Origin of the sequence: Chthoniobacter sp. (assembly GCF_040003245.1) — a bacterium.
Classification (GTDB): domain Bacteria; phylum Verrucomicrobiota; class Verrucomicrobiia; order Chthoniobacterales; family Chthoniobacteraceae; genus Chthoniobacter.
Genome location: NZ_JBDUCX010000069.1, coordinates 1 through 18952, shown reverse-complemented (window position 1 = coordinate 18952; position 18952 = coordinate 1). Strand labels below are relative to the sequence as shown.

Sequence of the window (18952 nt, the reverse complement as noted above, 5' to 3'; positions counted from 1 at the left end):
CGCCGTACCAGGCTGGCTCGGGAAATGACGAAAAAGGGCGTTTAAAACGTCAAATTCCGCAATGGAGCCAATGGAGCCAGGCTAGCCAACACCCGCGGTGGATGATTCCGGGAATGCTGCTTGACGGCTGGCGGCGAAAACCAGTATACCGGTTTCGTGATCGAGAATACCCCCGGATCCCGGCGCCGCCCGCAGGCTCCGGCGGCCAAGAGCAAAACGGCCGCCGGCGCGACTTCGAAACTCGCCCAACTGGCCTACGAGCATTTGCAGGAGCAGCTCTGGAGCGGCGGCTTGACGGCGGGGGAGAAAATCTCCGAGGCGCGGCTGGCGGCGGGGCTGGGCATGAGCCGCACGCCGGTGCGCGAGGCCATCCGCCGCATGGAGTCCGAGGGTGTCGTCACGCAGGTGGCGTCGAGCGGCACTTACGTGACGGCACCGGAACGCCGGGAAATTGTGGAAGCGTACGAAGTGCGGATGGCCATCGAAAGTTTTGCGGTGCGCAAAGCGACGCGGCGGATGAAACCGGCGCAGGTCATCGAACTGCAAAAGCTGTGCGACCAGATGCGCGAGGCGATCCGCGACTTTCGCCAATCGAAACAGCCGATGATGACCGGCGAGCCGTTGCGCCGCTACCTGAATGCCGATCTGGGCTTTCATGTGCTGCTCTTGAAAGCGTCGGACAACCGGCGCGCGCTGACGATCTTTGGCGACGTGAACCTGCGCAGTGCGATCTTCGGTTGCGGCAGCCACCAGCGGGATTTGCATCACGTGGCGTGGGTGTGGCTCTTGCACGCGCGGGTCGCGCGGGCCGTGCGGCGGCGCGATCCCGCGGAAGCCCAGCGGTGGCTGGAAGCGCACATGCAGGCCAGCATGAATGCCGCCCTGGAAGCCTACGACGCGCGCCGCGGCCGGCGCCAGCCGCCGTCGGCGAATCCGCCCAAGCTCACCGAGGCCATGACCGCGTTGATCGCCGAGCTGCGCGCCTCAGCCCACTAATTCGCGATGCACGCCCCCCAATCGATCGCCCCGCCGACGCATGTGCGTCGCGGCGTGCTGCTCTTTGCCTGCGCGCTTTCGATGATCACCTACCTCGATCGCGTGGCCATCGCGTCGGCCGCGGGAAATATCGTGCAATCGCTTGGCCTGCAAAGCGTGGCGGATTTGAAATGGGCCTTCACCGCGTTTGCCCTGGCGTATGCGCTGTTCGAGGTGCCGACCGGATGGATGGGCGATATGTTCGGTCCGCGCCGGGCGCTGCTGCGCATCGTCCTGTGGTGGTCGGCTTTCACCGTGCTTTCGGCGGCGGTGGGTTTGCACGTGGGACCGATCACGCTGGGACTGGGATTTCTCATCGGGGTGCGCCTGCTCTTCGGCCTCGGCGAAGCGGGCGCATTTCCCAATATCACGCGCGCCCTGCACAACTGGTTGCCTCTCGAAGAGCGCGGGCGAGGGCAGGGAAAGGTCTGGTTTTGCGGCAAGCTCATGGGCGGGCTCACGCCATTTCTGTGGACCGTGCTGGTGGTCGGCACCGGTGTGACTCCCGCGTTGTTTGGCTGGCGTGGAGCCTTCTGTTTGTTCGGAGTCATCGGCGTCGCGTGGTGCGTGTTCTTCGCCCGCTGGTTTCGCGACCGGCCGGAGGATAACAGCGCAGTGAACGCGGCGGAGCTGGCGTTGATCCAGCGCGACCGCGCGGAGGAAGGCGATGCCCATCGCGGCGTGCCCTGGAAGCGCATCGCCACCGATGGAAACTTTCTCACGCTCTGCCTCATGTATTCCGCGCAGGCCTATGGCTGGTATTTCAATATCACCTACCTGCCACAGTTCCTGGAGCGCCAGTTTGGAATGCCGAACAGCAGCCTGCTCGGCGCGCTCTACAAGGGCGGTCCGCTGCTGAGCGGAGCGGTCGGCTGCCTGCTCGGTGGGATAATCACGGACGCCATTGTCCGTCGCACTGGCGACCGCCGTCGCGCGCGCCGGCTGTGCGGCTGGATCGGGCATAGCGTGTGCGTGCTGTGCTTCCTGGCCTGTCCGTTGGCGCCCAATGCCTTCGTCTTCTTCGTCATCGTTTCGCTCGCGGCGTTTTCCACCGACCTCACCGTGCCGAGCGCGTGGGCGACCTGCCAGGACATCGGCGGGCGTTACGCGGCCACGGTCGGCGCTTGCATGAACATGGGCGCCGGGCTCGCCGGAGCGCTGGCCGGGTGGACCACAGGATCGGTGCTCGAGCGGGCGGTCGCAGCCAGGGCGGGGGAGTTGGGCGTGCCCGTGGCGCAACTCACCTTCGAGCAGACGACGGCCGCGCTGCGGCACGGCTATGACCTCAATTTCTACAGCTTCGCCGCGCTCTACGTCGTGGCGTTCCTGTGCTGGTTCAAGATCGACCCGACGCGCGTCATTACCTCCGGCCCCACGCCCACATGAAAGCCATCGTCGTCGCCTTCTTTTCTTGGGCACTCGCGGCCACCGCGCAGATTCTGCCGCCCGGTTGGGATGCGAGGCAGGCGGGCGACAAGGTGCTCGCCGGCCTCGTCAAAGTTTCCGCCCCGGAGGTGAAAGGAGCGCACGATGCCGAGTTTGTCGTGATGGGGGATCGCGCGTTTGTCGTCTACGAGGCCAATGACGTGAAGCCCGGCGAGAATGCCGAATGGCCGTTTATTTACGTGGCCCTCTCAGTGGTGAACATCAAGACAGGCGCGGTCGACCGCACGCTCACCTTGGCGCGCTCCGAACAGCAGTTCGCCAATGAGACGCTTCCTGCCGGGGCCTGCTTTGTCCCGCGCCTCCTGCGCAAGGACGACCGCACGCTGCGTTGTTACTTCGCCAGCGAGGCCCCGCGCACCCGGCAATCGCAGACGTGGTTCATCGACTTCGACGTCGTGCACCTGATGCCGGTGAATGAAATCCATCGCGCCAAGATCAAGACAGCCGCCGGCACCTTCGACATGACGCCGCAGCGCTTTTACGAGGATGCGGCGGCGCAGGGATTCGCCCGCGAAGCGAAGGATTTCGGTTTGTACATTTTCGATTCGTTCAAAGTTTTCGACGGTAGGACGTACGTCGCGCTGAACAACTATGCCGCCGGCCAGAACGCGCTCGCGATCTTGAATGCGGACCTCGACACCTTCGGGGTGCTGGGTCACTACAACGAGCCGTCGGCGCTCCGGCTCACGGAGTCGGCGGTGAACCGCCTGCCCGACGGCACGTGGCTGGCGATCTGCCGCCAGGATGGGGGGAACCACAATTACACCTTCACCACGAGCCAGGATGGCCGGCACTGGACGCCGGGCGAGTTCCGCGACTTCGTGCCCAACGGCGCGAGTTCCCGGCCGACCTTCGATTGCTTCGACGGCGTCTACTATCTCGGCTGGCAGGAGAGCACGCGGGTGGACGGGGTGGGCCGCTCCGTTTTCAACATCGACGTCTCGCGTGACGGCGCAAAGTGGGAGCGCAAGTACCGCTTCGAGACCGCGAAGTCCTTCCAGTATCCCACCTTTCACCAGCACGCCGGCGCGATCTACCTGACCGTCACGCAGGGCGATTCCGACCCCAGCCGCAAGGAGCGCATCGTCTTCGGCAAGCTGGAGTAACCCCTCGACAGCACACCTCCACCACTCCTTTCCACCCATGAAACTCCGACTCCTCTCCCGATCCCTCGGCGCGCTTCTGCTGCTCGGCGCCGCCTCGCTGGTGCGCGCCGAAAAATCCGACGCGGTCGCCACGCCGCCGGTGCCGAACTTTTCGCCTGGCCCCGAGTACGCCGACAACGTGCGCATGTTCCAGGGCATTCCCGGCATCGAGCGCGCGGCCAACGGCCGCCTGTGGGCGTGCTGGTACGGGGGCGGCACGGGGGAAGACCGCTTCAACTACATCATGCTCGTCACGAGCAACGACGACGGGAAGACATGGTCGTCGCTCAAGCTCGTGCTCGACCCCGACCGCGACGGGTCGGTGCGCGCCTTCGATCCGTGCCTGTGGCACGATCCCTCCGGCAAGCTCTGGCTTTTCTGGGCGCAACGCGCCGAAAAGATGATGCCGCAGCTCTTCGCCATGAGCACGGAGGATTCCGGTTCCGCCGATCCCAAATGGTCGCCACCGGCGAGGATCGCCGATGGCATCATGATGAACAAACCCACGGTCGCTGCCGATGGTGCGTGGCTGTTGCCTACGGCGCTGTGGAATCGCGAGGGCAGCTCGCGCGTGGTCCGCTCGGCGGATCACGGCGCCACCTGGGAATTCATCGGCAGCGCCACTATTCCCGAAGCGAAGGATCGGAACTGCGACGAGAACATGATCGTGCAGCGCAAGGACGGGAGCCTGTGGATGCTCGTGCGCACGCGCTACGGCATCGGCGAAAGCACCTCCACCGACGGCGGCAAGACCTGGAGCGAGTGCAAGCCCTCGAGCATCCCGCATGTGGTCTCGCGCTTCTTCATTCGCCGGCTCGCCTCGGGCAAGTTGCTCCTCGTCCGCCACAACCCGCCGGAGATGAAAGGGCGCTCGCATCTCACCGCGTACCTGAGCAATGACGAAGGCGCGACATGGACCGGCGGCCTGCTCCTCGATGAACGCCTCGGCGTTTCGTATCCCGACGGGATTCAGGACCAGGACGGCGTCATCCGGATCATCTACGATTTCGAGCGCAACAAATCGAAACAGATCCTCATGGCTGCCTTCACCGAGAGCGATGTCGCAGCGGGGCAGCCGTCGGGGTCCACGCGGCTGCGCGTGCCGATCAATCAAGCGACCGGCGTCGCCCCCGCAAAAGCCGCCAAGCCCGCTGGATCCGTGCCATGAAAATTGCCGCGCTGACCTTTCTCCTCGTCGTCGCCGGTGCCGTGGCGCAAACGCCGCCGACCGCGCCTCCAGTCGGCGCGCTGCCGCCGCTGGTCGTCTCGACCGACCCGGCCTACGACCAGTACGTCTCGCGTCTTTATGTAATGAGCACGGTCTTGCCGAATGGCCGCATCTGCTACGTGGCTTATGGCAGCAAGGGCGTGCCGCCCGGCACCGATGGCGCGGCGCCGCCGAACTACCTGACATTCTATTACTCCGACGACAAGGGGGCGACGCTGCACATCGGCTTCTTCCTCGTGCCGCCGCCCGAACCCGAGGCGCCGGGCGCCATGGTCGATCCGCGCATTGGCCAGACACCGGATGGGGACGCGATTGTCTTTTTCCCGACCGTGCGTGGCGGGCGCCCGCAGCGGGGTTGGTACAGCCTGTACGGTTGTGTGGTGCGGAATTCGCAGACTGGCAGGCGGGGCACATTCGCCGTGGGACCGAGTTGCTACCTCTGCCGCGGCACGGCGGGTGTCCCGGCGGTCGTGGGTTCGGATATCTTGCTGCCGACCTTCGTCGGCCTGGCCCAAGGGCAGAGCATCACGCACGACTATGATGGAGTGCGGTTGTGGCGTCTGGCGATCCGCGAAGGCGACGTGCTCGTGCCGGAACTCCTTTCCCAGCTTCCGAATCTCCCCGACCTCAGTCACAACAGCGGCTTCTGCGACCCATTCGTGGTGGCGCTCGGCGACCGCGATTACCGCATGCTCATCCGGGCCTACCCGGGGCCCTATTGGTGCGACAGTCATGATCGTGGGCGCGCGGGCAGTTGGGGTGTGCCCTATCAGCCGGCGGGAATTCCCGCAGTCAAAAACGTGATCGATGGCATGGCGACCGACCAGGAGGGAGATTTGGTGGTGGCGTATAATGGTTCGCCGAGGGGCCGGTTGCAGGCGGCGCTGGCGGTGTATCGGAAGGATGGGACGAATGGGACGAATGGGACGAATGGGACGAATGGGACGATCGCGAAACTGGTCTTTGATCCGCGGCAGCCTCCGATCGGCATGACCATGGCCAATTTCGTAGTCTCCATCGATCGCAATCGCGACGGCTCCCCGACGGGCAATTACATCGTGACCTATGATCACGGCCGCAATACCAAGGCCAGTGGGCTGGAGGCGGACGGCGTCAATTACCGGGGCGCGATCTGCACGGCCATCGTGCCAAAGGCCTCCGTCCTGGCCGGGACGCTGGACGGTGTGGTGATCCACGAAGTACCCACGCATCCGCAAACGAAAGGCGTTGCCAAAGGCAGGACCCTGGAGGGCACCGCGCCGTCGGTGCCGGGGCCAGAACCCGCGAGCACCGCACCGATCCCCCCGAAGCTCATCACCAATCCGGGTCCCGAGTACGCCCACGCGGCACGCAAGTGGCAGGGGATTCCCGGCATCGAGGTCTCGCCGGGCGGGCGACTGTGGGCGACGTGGTATGGCGGGCCGGCGGGGGAAGGTGAGCCGGGCAATCACCAGACGCTGGTGACCAGCGGCGACGATGGCCGCACGTGGTCCGATCCCGTGGCGGTTTTCCAGCCGGAGCCGCTGGCCACCAGCCGTTGCGGCGATGGGCATCTCTGGATGGATCCGCAGGGCCGGTTGTGGTGGGTGGTAAACCGCTCGATAAAGGAAGACCCCTCGCCGTTGGGGCCGCGCACTTCGTGGGCGTTTCTCAATACGCGGCCCGACGATGCGCAGCCGCAATGGTCCGGGCCGATTTTGCTCGGGCCGGGCGTGAGCCTGAACAAGCCGACCATCCTTTCCACCGGCGAATGGCTGGCGCCGCTGGACAATTTTTCCGGCGATGGGAAGTCGACCGATCCGCGCAAAAGCAAAGGAGCGAAAGTGTATCTGTCCACCGATCACGGAGCTTCGTGGGCCTTCCGCGCAGCGGTGGCAATTCCGGAAGTGTCCTTTGCCGAGCATATGCTGGCGGAACGCAAGGATGGCTCGCTGTGGATGCTGGCGCGCACCACCTACGGCATCGCGCAAAGCACATCGACGGACCGCGGCCAGACGTGGAGCGTGGGAGAACCGTTCACGCGCGAGATGAATGTGAACACGCGCTTCTTCCTCCGGCGGCTCAAATCGGGCCGCATGCTGCTGGTGGTGAACAACGATCCGAAGGCGCGCAAGAATCTCACCGCGATGCTCTCCGACGACGATGGCCGCACCTTTCCGCACAAGCTCCTGCTCGATGAGCGCTCCACGAGTTATCCCGATGGCACGGAGACCGCCGACGGGTCGCTCTACATTATTTACGACCAGCAGCGGTACACGCGCGATGCGCAGCAGATCATTTTCGCGAAGATCACGGAGGCAGACATTCTCGCTGGGAAATTGGTCACGCCGACGAGCCGGCTGGCGCAGAAGATCAACCGCCTCGCCGATTTCAGAGGCGGCATCGACGACCAATGGGTGGCCGACGAAAAAGTCCGTGCGGCCGCCCGCGCGAAAAAGCGCGGAGCAAAAGCCAATGCGACCAACCCCGTGCGCGATACGCCGGAGAAACTGGAGGAGCCGGTGAAGAAGCCGTGAAACCTCCGTACTAAAGCCGAGTTAAACCCGCCTACCACAAGCACCAGAACGCCCCATGAAAATATTCCCTCTCCTCGCCGTGTTGGTCTGCGCCGGAACCGCATCGGTCCGCGCGAACGTGAAACTGGCCGCACTTTTTTCCGACCACATGGTCGTGCAAGCGGATACGCCCGTGCCGGTCTGGGGTTGGGCGGAGCCCGGGGAGGAGGTCACCGTGACACTGGCCGCTCAATCGAAAACGACCCAGGCCGGGACCGATCGCAAATGGAAGGTGACGCTCGACAAGCTGGCGGCGGGCGATCAACCGCAAACGCTGACCGTGACGGGGAAGAATACGTTGACGGTGAAAGACGTGGTCGTCGGAGAAACCTGGCTTTGCTCCGGGCAATCCAACATGTCCTACAAGATCGCGTCATCCAACGTGGCGCCGCAGACCCTCGCGGAAGCGAAGACGCAGGCGGCGGGCGTGCGCCCGGCGATTCGTTTTTTCATGACGCTGAGCCGGGGAGCGGATGAGCCGCAGGAGGATGTCGCGGGGAAGTGGGTGATCGCGGAGCCGGAGACGATCAGCACGTGCTCGGCGGTGGCGTGGTATTTCGGGCTGGCCTTGCATGAGAAGTTGCATACGCCGGTGGGACTGATTGTTTCTGCTGTCGGGGGCACCGCGGCGGAAGTGTGGATTCCCAAGAAGGAACTCGACGCGACTTCCGTGGCGGCAGCGATTTGGAAGCGGCATCAGGACGCCCTTGCCGGCTACACCGCGGAGACGGCGGCGAAATACAAAGCGGAGGAGGTGGCCTGGGAAGCGGCCAATCCGACGCCGGCCCTGAAACTCAAAAACGCGGCGTCACGACCGAAGGAAATCTATTCGCCGGAGAGTCATCATGCGCCGGTGCGGCTCTACAACGGCAAGATCGCCGGTCTCGAACCCTACGCGATCAAGGGAATCATTTGGTTTCAAGCCGATGGGAACAATGCGCATCCCGAAGAGTATTCCGAGCTGATCCAGACTCTGATTCGCACCTGGAGGGCGCATTGGGGCGTGGAGCTTCCTTTCTACTATGTGGAGATGAACAACATGCACGCGCTGCAAACCAAGCCGGACGAGGATCGCCCTCTCGCGCAAATCCGCGAGGCGCAGAACGGAGCGTTGCAGTTGCCGCGCACTGGAGTCGTGGCGGCGATTGATCTGGGCATCGCGGAAAATGCCCACTTCCCGGTCAAGAAACCGGTGGGCGATCGACTGGCCAACCTCGCGCTGTCCGAAGTTTATCATCTTCCGCTCGGCGAAGTGCACAGTCCGGAATTTGGCGGTTACAAAATGGAGGGGGACAAGGTGCGAGTGAGTTTGAAATACGCGGATGGCCTGCGCTCTCGCAGCGGAGAGGTGCGTGGGTTTGTGCTGCAGAATGCCGATGGCCACTGGGTATGGGCGGACGGCAAGGTGGACGGCAACGATCTTCTTTTGTGGAGCGCCCAGGCACCGAAGCCGCAGGCGCTGCGCTATGCGTGGGCGGAGAATCCCATCATCTCGATCGAGAATGGCGCGGGGTTGCCGCTGCGTCCGTTCCGCACAGCGCTGAAGGCCCAGAACTGAATCGGCACAACGGAAATAACTCATGAAAACCTCCCTCCTCCTCCTCGTGATCTTCGCCGGCGCCACAGCGGCCCGTGCGGACGTGAAGCTGCCTGCGATATTCTCCGATCACATGGTCCTGCAAGCGGACATGGCCGTGCCTGTGTGGGGCTGGGCGGAGCCGGGTGAGGAGGTCACTGTTTCCTTTGCCACACAATCGAAGACGACCAAGGCCGATACCGATGGCAAGTGGAAGGTGAAGCTCGACAAACTGAAGGTGGGGGAGGCGCCGCAAACGCTGACCGTAATAGGAAAGAATGCGCTGGCGGTGAAGGACGTGCTCGTTGGCGAAGTGTGGCTGGGCTCGGGGCAATCGAACATGGCCTTGAACGTGGGGGCGGTGAAGAATGCGACCGATGAAATTGCGGCGGCGAATTTTCCCGCGCTGCGGATGTTCACGGTGCGGTCCAGTGCGGCAGCGACGGCGCAGGAGGATTGCCCGGGTTTGTGGCAGGTTTGTTCACCCGTCACCGTGCCGCTCTTTTCCGCGACGGCCTATTTCTTTGGTCGCGATCTGCACCGGACGCTGGGAGTGCCAGTGGGCTTGATCAATTCCTCTGTGGGCGGCACGCGCATCGAATCGTGGATCAGCACCGAGGCGCAACAGCAGACGCCGGAGGTGAAAGCGGCAGCGGACGCGCTGACCAAAGCTGCACGGGCCTACAACCCCGCCGTCGCGAAGGCCGCTTTCGAAAAGAGCCTCGCAAAATGGCAGGAGGTCGCCGCGCAGGCGAAAGCCGAAGGCAAGGAGCCGCCACGCGCGCCGAGCGATCCCGTGGCCATCCGGCAAAAAATCGGAGAGGTCGGCGGTTTGTTCAACGGCAAGATCGCGCCGCTCATTCCTTACGCGTTGCGCGGGGTGGTCTGGTATCAGGGCGAGGCCAATTCCTCGCCGGATCGGGCGGCATTTTATGGGCATCAATTGCCGGCGCTGATCGCCGATTGGCGCGCGCGCTGGGGTTCGGAGTTTCCGTTTGCGTGGGTGCAGCTGCCGAATTTCGACGGCGGCGCAATCCGCGACTGGCCGCTGATGCGCGAGCAGATGTTGAAGACGCTGAAGGTGAAGAACACCGGTATGGCCATCGCGATCGACGTCGGCGAGGCGAACAACATTCATCCAAAGAACAAGCAGGAAGTCGGTCACCGCCTGGCGCTGTGGGCGCTGGGTACGGTTTACGGGCAAAAGGTTCCAAGCATCTCCGGGCCGCTGCCGGTGGGATATGAGGTTCGCGGCAGTGCCGTGGTGCTGAAGTTTGATCATGCCGACGGCGGATTGGTGGCGAAGGACGGTGAGTTGAAAGGCTTTGTCATCGCGGGCGAGGATAAGAAATGGGTGAGTGCCAGGGCGAAGATCGAGGGCGGCGAAGTCATCGTTTCCAGCTCCGACGTTTCGAAGCCGGCCGCGGTTCGTTACGCGTGGGAAAATAATCCCGTGTGCAATCTCTACAACGGGGCAGGTCTCCCCGCGTCCCCCTTCCGCACGGACGACTGGAAGTGAGCGGCGCAGGGAAATTCTCATTACGATGAAACATCTCTTCAACACTTCGGTTTGTTTGCTGGGCGGGGTCAGCGCCCTTTCCTTCGCGTCATTGCGCGGCGCGGAACCCAAGGGAATCACCAACTCCATCGGCATGAAGCTCGAGCGTATCGAGCCGGGAAGCTTTGTGATGGGACAGGATGGGCCGGCGGCGGATTACCAGACGACGCGGCACGCGGAGCGTTGCGACCAGGCGGATTGGGATGAAAAGCCGGCGCACCCGGTGAAGATTACGATTCCATTCTATGTCGGCAGCACCGAGGTGACGAATGCGCAGTACCGGCAATTCAAGCCGGGCAGGAATCCGAAGGACCAGGACGACGAGGCGGCGATCTTCGTGAGCTGGGACGACGCGATGAAATTCTGCGAGTGGCTCTCGGCGAAGGAGGGCAAGCCGTACCGGCTGCCCACGGAGGCGGAGTGGGAATATGCCTGCCGCGCCGGGACGACGACGCTCTTCCACACCGGAGACCGGCTGCCGGATGGATTTCAGAAATGGAAATTCAACGACAAGTTCCTCCAGCGATTCTTCACCAAGACGATGAAGTATCCGAGCGACTATCGCGACTGGCCGAAGGAAGCGCCGTTGCGCGTGGCGCAGACGCCGGTGAATGCGTGGGGGCTTTTCGACATGCACGGGAATGTGGAGGAGTGGTGTCTGGATTGGTACGGACCGTACGAAGCGGGCGAGCAGGTCGATCCGGTCGGGCGGGTGGATGGGGACTTCCGCGTGACGCGTGGCGGCAGCCACTCCGATTTCACGCGGATGCTGCGCTCGGCAAATCGCAGCGGACGTCTACCGGCCATGGCGAACGAACAGACCGGTTTTCGCGTGGTGCTCGGGGAGCGGCCGAAGACCGCGCGGTTGCCGGTGCCGCCGCCAGCGCTCAACGCGCGCGACGTGAGCCAGGTGTCGCCCGGTCCGGTCGAGAAAGTGACCACGCCCTTCTTCCGCGGTCCGCAACGCTTTGTGAAAGTGCCGCCCGGCATGGCGGGCCCGATGTTCTCGAATCACAATCACAGCCCATCCATCGCCGAGTGTCCGAATGGCGATCTGCTGGCGGTGTGGTTTTCCTGCGGCGACGAGGGCGGCCCCGAGCTGGCGGACCTGGCGAGCCGGTTGCGGCGCGGCGCCGGGGAATGGGAGGCGGCCTCGCCGTTCTGGGATGGGCCGGACATCAACGATCACGCGCCCAAGCTATGGTCCGATGGGGAACGGACGCTGTTTTTTTTCGCCAAGAGCTTTGCCGGCGACATCGTGCGCACTTCCACCGACAGCGGCGCCACGTGGTCGAAGGCGCGTCTCATCCAGCCCATGGTCGAGATTGGCAATCTGCCCTTGCGCACGAAGGAGGGCGTCCTGGTGCTACCGCTGGATCGCAATTCGCTGGGCGCGGCATTCGATATCAGCCGCGATGGCGGGCAGACGTGGACGCCGACGCCGGCGCACGGCAAACCGGACTATCAACCCGGCGGCCATGGTGATCGCTTCGCGGGTATTCACAATGCGACGGCGCAATTGGCCGATGGACGGATCATGGCATTCGGCAGGTTCGATACACTCGAGGAGCAGGAGCGTTTTCATGGCCGTACGCCGGTGAGCTTCAGCAGCGATCTCGGCCAGACATGGACGTACGAGGAGAGTCCGTTCCCGGCGATCAGCACCGTGCAGCGGGCGGTGCTGATCCGTCTGCACGAAGGGCCGCTGCTTTTGTGCTCGTTCACCGACCAGTTGCGCGACTGGAAGCAGCGCAAAGGCCTGCCCTTCAAGGCGGTCGACGGAGCGGAGTTCACGGGCTATGGATTATTCGCGGCCGTGTCGTTCGACGAAGGCAAGACCTGGCCGGTGCAGCGGCTGATCACGCCCGGTGGCCCCGGGCGCACCGTGAGCGGCGTGGACAAAAACGAGTTCACGCTCAGCGACACAATGGCGGAACCATCCGGGTATCTTTCCGTCTGCCAGACGCGCGATGATTTGATCCAGTTGATCAGCAGCAAGAACCACTACGTTTTCAATCTGTCGTGGCTCAAGGAGCTGCCGCCGGCGCCGCAGAAGTGACGCTTACGGCGCGCAACGTTCCTGCGTGAATTCGCAGGGCGGGTAACCTTGCGCGCTGGTGCGCTCGAGAATGGACGCGCAAAGTTCGGATAGCCGCTTGAAGTCGGTGCCGCCGTCATCTTGCGCGAGCTCGGCAGCGGCGGTACGAAAGAGCGTGAGACTGGAGACGAGTTTGTGCGCGTCGGTCGAGCCGCCCATGAGTTCTTCGATCGGTGCGCCGTGGGAGAGGTGCTCCGCCACTGCGCTCGTGATTGCTTCGTAGCGAGACCGCAGCAGCGGATCGCGCAGGTAGGCGCACGCGTCGGCGAGGTCGCCGAGCGCGTATTCGCGGGCCGTGGACGAGCGGCCGAGTCCATCGATCTGCGGAAAGATGTACCAGATCCAATGGCTGTTCTTGCGACCGGCGCGCATCTCCGCGAGGGCGGTGGCGTAGCCGGCCCACTGGCTGGCTTGAGCGTGGTGAAAGCGTTGCAGGGACATGGGAGTGAATCTATGAGTCTTGCTGACGAGAAGTCCGCGCGTCGTGGCTTTGGCGCCATGATGAACGGTCGCCTTCCTGAGACGATTGCAGAATTGTGCTATTCGGCAAACGTCCTTATACGCCCGTCTTCCCTCTCCGCGTGCGCCGGAACCGTTGCGCACCGAGCAGGCAACCGAGTCCGCCAAACAGCGAGACCAGCGACCCTGGCTCCGGCACGACGGCGAGCAGCGCCACATCGTGCCCGCCGGAGAAGGAGTTGCCGGCGAAATTGGCGAGGTAGGTGATTTGGTAGGCCTGTGTGCCCAAAGCTCCCGTGGAGAATGTCATGCCTTCGCCCAAGTCGGTGGCGATGCCGTTCACGGAGGAGAAGGTGCCGGTGATCGCGCCGCCGCTGTTGATGGTGAGGAAGAAAATGTCGCCGTTGACCGGCGTGTAGCCAGTGGTCGTGAGCAGGCTCAACTGGAGATCCGCCCCGTTGAGCGTGAGCGCGCCGGTGGTGCCGAGGTGATCGGAGACATCGCCGCCCGACGCGCCATCGCCGCCGCTGCCGGTAAAAGCAGAGGTGCGGCCGATCTGGAGGGAGAGATGCACCGAGCTATTGGCAAAGGTCACACTGCCAGCGTGCAAGGTGGTGCCGGCATTCGTACTCGCGGAACCCGCATGCGGCTTGAGCGCCGCGCCCGTGTTCCCTGCCGCGATGCCCACCGTCACATTGCCGACCGTGCCGCCGCCGCCAAGGACGGTGGTCTTGGACAGACTCGTGGAATCGCCGATCACCACCGCGCTGCTGCCGGAGAGCGAACCGCTCACGACCACGGTGCCCTTCACCGCCGTTGTTCCGGAGTAGGTGCTGTTGCCGCTGAGGATGACCGGTGCGATCGTCCCGGTGCTGGGGCTGTTCACGGTCAAGCCAAAGCCATTGCCGCCGTCGCCAATGTTCCCGGAGAAGATCGTATTGGCGGCGGAGTTTTGAGTCAGCGTGCGGTTGCCGGTCAAAGTCACCGGCCCGGTAAAGGCGAGCGGTTGGTCGGATCCTCCCGCGGCGATGATGGTCGTATCCGCGGCAAAGGAGATCGTATTTCCGATGGTGATACCGCCGGGAGTCGTGGTCGCGCGCATCTGGCTGCCGCCAAAGATAACGGTGCCGGTCCCGAAGGGTCCACTCGTGGGGGCGCCGGCGGGTCCGATGGAACTGCCCTGCGGGATGACCGTTCCCACCGCGAGCAGGGTATTGCCCGAATAGGTATTTTGCTGGGTCTGAAGAACGAGCGTGCCTGTGCCATAGTAGGACACGCCGGCGGTGCCGGTGATGACCGAGCCGATCGTCGTGTTCGGCGTGGCGTTGATGGTAATGATGCCTTCATTCCCACCGAAATCGAGCGTGCCACCGGTAATGCCCAGATTGGTGCCGGAGGAAAACAGAATGGCCCCGCTAGTTACGGTGAGCGTCTGACCGCTGCTGATGGTAGGGGCGGTGTTGGTGCCTTCGATGATCAAGGAATTGATGGCGACAGAACCAGACAGGCTGATCGTGCTCGTGAGGTGGATGTTATTCCCCAAGGTGAAGGCATTCAGCGTGAATTCATCCGTGAGATTCAGCGGACGCAGGCCGCCCGTGGCAGAGTAAGTGACAAAGGTATTGGCGACGCCCGTGACCGTGCCGACACCGCCCGTGCCGCTCGCGGCTTCGCCCAGCAGGAAGGGGACGATCTGAGTGTTGAAGACACCAAGATTGATGCCGTTGCCGGTATCCGCGGTCGTGCCAACCAAAGTCGGCGCGGTGGTGACCAAAAGCCGGGCGACGCTGGCCGTGCTGGTCCCGTCCTTGCCGAGATTCGCGCCATTCACCAGGGCGATGCCGCCATTGGCCGGGCGCGTGAGCTGGTCCAGCGTCATCGCGGCCGTGTTGGTTCCGCCGAAAGTGGTGGTGATTTTCGAGATGCCCGAATTGAGAGCGAACGCATGCACCTTTTCGCTCGATGGGGTCGAGGCCAGCTCGGAGCCTGTGAAGAGGTAGGTGCCGCCCTTGAAGCTGAAGCTGGCGTTGTCGTTGAGACGATTGGTGTTGTTGTTCGTCGCGCCGGCATTGTTCACCGAGAAGATGCCGCCGTTGAGGATGATGTTGGGCGAGGCCAGGGTGCCGTTGAGCCCGCCCGCGCCCGCGGCGCCGATTTGCAAGGTGCCGCCGTTGATGGTGGTGCTGCCGGTGTAGGTATTGGCACCGATCAGGATCTGCGTGTTGATGCCTCCCTTGACCACGGAAAGCCCGCCCGTGCCGCTCGTGCCGTCCTGCAGCGAACCGGCGAAAATGCCATTGTCGGCGGCCACATTCGTGGCGCTGGAAAGTGTGAGAGTGGACGTGGTGGAGGCGGTATTGTTGGCGACGACCAGAAGCGAGCTGCCCCCCGTGGCTGCGGTCGTATCCAGAGTCCGCAAGGTGAGCACATGGCCGTTGAGATCCAGCGTCATGGTCGCGGTGGCGAGCGCGCCGATCATGGACAGCCGGCTGAGCGCGTTGATGGCATTGTCCACGCCGATTCGCAGGACATCGCCGGCGCCGGCATTGGCGAACAATTGAGTGTCACCCGTGTAGGTGTTCACCGCGTTGAGGATCGTGACGGCATTGGTGCCGCGGCTGAAGACGATGGGTAAAGTGCTCCCGCCGGAGATCACCCCGTTGACCGTCAACGTGCCATTGTCACCGCCACCGAGGCGGGCAGCGCTGGCCACGATGATATTGCCGGCCCAAGTGGAGGAAGTACCCACGGTGGTTTGCAGGGCGCCGTTATTATTCGTGCCATTGCCGTTGATCGTAATCGTCTCGCCGGTCACGGTGACACCGTTGCCGAGAATGACCTCTCCGCTGTTGACCGTGGTGCCAGCGGCGGTGGTGCCCAAGCCCAGGTTATTGTTCACCACCAGCACGCCGGCGTTGCCGCTGGCGCCGACGATCGTGAGCCCGGTGTAGGTATTCGCGCCGTTGAAGGTAGCGCCTGCGGTGACACTGCCGCCGGCGATGAAGTTGCCGCTGCCGATGGTGACAGTTACCGCGCCGCCAATGACGCCGGTGCTTGTCTCACTCAGCGCGCCCGCGCCTACCGCAGTCCCGCCGGAGGTGGTAATCGCAGTGCCGGTGAGGGAGCCGCTGAGGCTCAGCGTGCCGCCGGAAACAGACGTGGCTCCCGTGTAGGTATTCGCCCCGGTGAGGGTGAGTGTGCCGGTGCCCGACTTGGTCAACGCCACAGTCGACGTGCCATCCTTGATCACGCCGGTGAAGGGGCTGGCACCGCCCGTGACGGTGAGCGTGGAGGCGGCGGCACCGTTGTTGGTCACGAAACCGGCACCGACGGTGTTCGTCCTCTGCAAGCCGGTGATCGACTGGCTGAAGCCATTGAGGTCGAAGACGCTATCTTCCGTGGCGGTGGTGGAGGAACTCACGTCCACGATGGTGGTGGCCGGCAGCGCGTTGGTCGCGCCGAGCTTCAAAACGCCGCGGACGATCTGGGTGACCCCGGAATACGTGTTGTTCGTGCCCGAGATAATGACCACGCCGGGGATGGCTGCGCCCGGCGCTCCGCCAATGGCCAGAATACCATTGCTGTTGCCCGTTCCATTTTTGATCACGCCGCTGACGGTGAGCGTCCCGCCATTTTGCGCGCCGATGCGCCCGCCCTGGGTGTCGATGGTGATCGTGCCGCCCCACGTGGCGCTGGCGCCGGCATCGGCCTGTAGCGCGCCGGTGCTATTAATGCCGCTGCCGTTGATGCCGATCGTCTCGCCGGTCACATTCACGCCGTTGCCGAGGACGAGCGCTGCGCCGCTGGTCACACTCGTCGTCCCGGTGATGTCGCCGAGGGCAGAGCTATTCGTGATCTTGAGGGTGCCAGTGCCCACCGTCACGTTGCCGGTGAAAGTATTCGTGCCCGAAAGGACGAGCGTGCCGAGGCCGCCCTTGGTGAGCGAGCCACTGGCGAGGCCCACGCCGATCGTCGCGGTGTCGTTCACATTGGTCACCGTGATCGTGCTCGGCGCGCCGAGGTTGAGGCTGCCGTCGGCGGTCGGGTCGCCGATGTTCCAGCCGTTGGAATTGAAAGTGATGTTATTGACGTTGATCCCGCCATTTACGTCCAGGGTCTGCGCGGCGCCGGCAAAGATGGCGTTGCTGCTGCCGTCGTTGAGCCAGGTGTGGGTGCTGTTGTCCCAATTCGAGGTTGTTGTGTCCCAGACGTGATTTGGGTTCGTCTGGTCGAACGTCTGGTCCGCGCAGACTTTCCCAGCTTCCACGATTCCCAAGGTAAAGAGGAACCACACGATGGAACGCGAACAGATGAGACGTTTGGATGGCAGCATGAAGTGAGTAAAGGCCGTCGAACTCCGCGCGATTCAACTGCGCACGAGAATGCGGGCGCAGAAATCAGCACGAGCCGGGCGTCCTGTCCAAGGCCGTTGCGTTAAATTCCTTAGGAATTACCGCTTTGTTCGAACGGCTCGTTTTCACACTCGCAGTATACCGTTTAACATTACATTTCGCCTCGCTACCGGTGGTCGGCGAATCGCCGCCCATCTCTCTCCGCTACTGCGCCGGTTTCTTCGCCGCGTGGCGCAGATCCTTGAGGCAATTCGGATCGGCGGGCACGGGCTGGCCGACCTTCTCGACCGGCTGCGTGAAGAGATAGCGCCACACGTCCTCGTGGACGTATTTGCCGTCCGCATCCTTCACCGCGGCGCCGCCCGGGGTCACCGAGCTATGCGCGCGTTTGGCGTCACCTTTCACATCGGCATCGGTGATGAGCCGCCGCGTGTTGCCATAGGGCGCGGCGGTCTTGTCCACATTCACGATCGGGCCGAATTGGTTGAGCTTCAGCAATTCCCACGAGCGGCAGTAATGGCCGCCAGTCCAGCCGCTATCGAGCACGTGGCTGAAGGCGAAGAAACGGTTCGCCGGCGTCGCGGGATTCAGGCCCTGCCAGTTTTCGTATTGATCGCGCGGGCCGCAAAAGAGCACCACGCGATCCACCTTCTGGTAGATGGCGAAGCGCGCCGCCGTGGTCGAACCGTGCGACGAGCCCGACATGATCACGCGATCCCAGCGCAGGCCCTTGCCATCCGCCGCGAGGAAATATTCCCAGTGCCCCTGCGGATTTTCCTTCGCCAGGTACTTCACGAATTGAAAGGCGCGCTCCATCATGCCGTCGGGCTTGGGGATGGTTACCTCCGGGGAAAAATCCTCGCCCGTGGCGGCTTCGAGGCGGATCTTGCCCAGGAATTGCTCATCCGCGGGCGCCGGCTCCTTGCCGAATTTATCGAACCATCCCCGGGCATACTGCACATCGATGATGTGCAGCCCGTAGCTGTTCACGCGTTCGAAAAGCGGCGCGCTGTAGCCCATGAGCCAGATGACCAGCTTGCCCTGCGGCGCGACGCGCGTGTCCACCGAGGCCTGCTCGGTATCCTGCGGCTTGCCATCCTTCTCGATGAGAAAATTGATCTCCGGATGCGCTTGCACGCGCGGATCGATCACGCTGGCGCGGGCCGTGAGTTCGTAGCGCTTGGCGACGGGGTCGCTGAATTTCAGCGGCGCATCGGCGGCGCGTGACGAAGAGATGAAGGCAACAAGGAGGGTGAGGCAGGAAGGGAGGAGAAATTTCATGGGGCGGGGGATCTGACGAAGTACTACGCAATCACATCCAGGGCGGCGCTAACAGCTTTTCGAGTGGAGATGCTCCATATATTGTCACCCCCAACCTTCACCGTGAGCACTTCATCCAACGCCTTGTCCGAGATCCGTGCTTACCGTGCGGTGGGCGACCGGCTCGGCACGGCGGGGCAGCCTACCGAGGAACAATTTCAGGCGGTTCGGGAAGCCGGC

11 protein-coding genes are annotated in these 18952 nt (G+C 63.6%); 8 read left to right on the top strand and 3 right to left on the bottom strand.

The genetic code is table 11. The features are described from left to right. Nucleotides 1–156: 156 nt before the first annotated feature. Genes ABJF10_RS11745 through ABJF10_RS11710 form a run of 8 tightly spaced genes read left to right on the top strand, consistent with a single transcriptional unit; the run spans nt 157 to nt 12602 of the window. The gene (locus tag ABJF10_RS11745; protein WP_348544762.1) at nt 157–996 is read left to right on the top strand and encodes a GntR family transcriptional regulator; all 840 of its coding nucleotides are present in this window, start codon (nt 157–159) and stop codon (nt 994–996) included. Nucleotides 997–1002: 6 nt separating this feature from the next. Further along, nucleotides 1003–2421: an MFS transporter gene (locus ABJF10_RS11740; protein ID WP_348544761.1), complete on the top strand. Its 1419-nt coding sequence runs from the start codon at nt 1003–1005 to the stop codon at nt 2419–2421. After that, nucleotides 2418–3587 (top strand): sialidase family protein, encoded by a 1170-nt coding sequence (locus tag ABJF10_RS11735; protein WP_348544760.1) that lies wholly within the window; start codon nt 2418–2420, stop codon nt 3585–3587. Before ABJF10_RS11740 ends, ABJF10_RS11735 begins: the two co-directional genes overlap by 4 nt. A gap of 37 nt (nt 3588–3624) precedes the next feature. Next, nucleotides 3625–4794 carry a sialidase family protein gene (locus tag ABJF10_RS11730; RefSeq protein WP_348544759.1) on the top strand — a complete coding sequence of 390 codons (1170 nt, stop codon included), beginning with the start codon at nt 3625–3627 and terminating at the stop codon, nt 4792–4794. After that, nucleotides 4791–7370, top strand: coding sequence for a sialidase family protein (locus ABJF10_RS11725; RefSeq protein ID WP_348544758.1), 2580 nt, complete (start codon nt 4791–4793; stop codon nt 7368–7370). Before ABJF10_RS11730 ends, ABJF10_RS11725 begins: the two co-directional genes overlap by 4 nt. 55 nt (nt 7371–7425) lie before the next feature. Next, nucleotides 7426–8967, top strand: a complete 1542-nt coding sequence (locus ABJF10_RS11720; protein ID WP_348544757.1) for a sialate O-acetylesterase — start codon at nt 7426–7428, stop codon at nt 8965–8967. Between the two features lie 22 nt (nt 8968–8989). After that, nucleotides 8990–10504: a sialate O-acetylesterase gene (locus ABJF10_RS11715; RefSeq protein ID WP_348544756.1), complete on the top strand. Its 1515-nt coding sequence runs from the start codon at nt 8990–8992 to the stop codon at nt 10502–10504. Between the two features lie 25 nt (nt 10505–10529). Beyond that, nucleotides 10530–12602, top strand: a complete 2073-nt coding sequence (locus ABJF10_RS11710) for an SUMF1/EgtB/PvdO family nonheme iron enzyme (protein ID WP_348544755.1) — start codon at nt 10530–10532, stop codon at nt 12600–12602. Between the two features lie 3 nt (nt 12603–12605). Here the strand turns inward: ABJF10_RS11710 and ABJF10_RS11705 are convergent, their stop codons facing one another. The 3 genes from ABJF10_RS11705 to ABJF10_RS11695 all read right to left on the bottom strand — a co-directional run bounded on the left by ABJF10_RS11705 (nt 12606) and on the right by ABJF10_RS11695 (nt 18733). Continuing rightward, nucleotides 12606–13082: a DUF1810 family protein gene (locus ABJF10_RS11705; RefSeq protein WP_348544754.1), complete on the bottom strand. Its 477-nt coding sequence runs from the start codon at nt 13080–13082 to the stop codon at nt 12606–12608. 115 nt (nt 13083–13197) lie between these two features. After that, nucleotides 13198–17433 (bottom strand): autotransporter-associated beta strand repeat-containing protein, encoded by a 4236-nt coding sequence (locus ABJF10_RS11700; protein WP_348544753.1) that lies wholly within the window; start codon nt 17431–17433, stop codon nt 13198–13200. Nucleotides 17434–17656: 223 nt separating this feature from the next. Beyond that, complete coding sequence (locus ABJF10_RS11695) at nt 17657–18733, bottom strand: hypothetical protein (protein WP_348544752.1); 1077 nt, start codon at nt 18731–18733, stop codon at nt 17657–17659. Nucleotides 18734–18952: the final 219 nt, after the last annotated feature.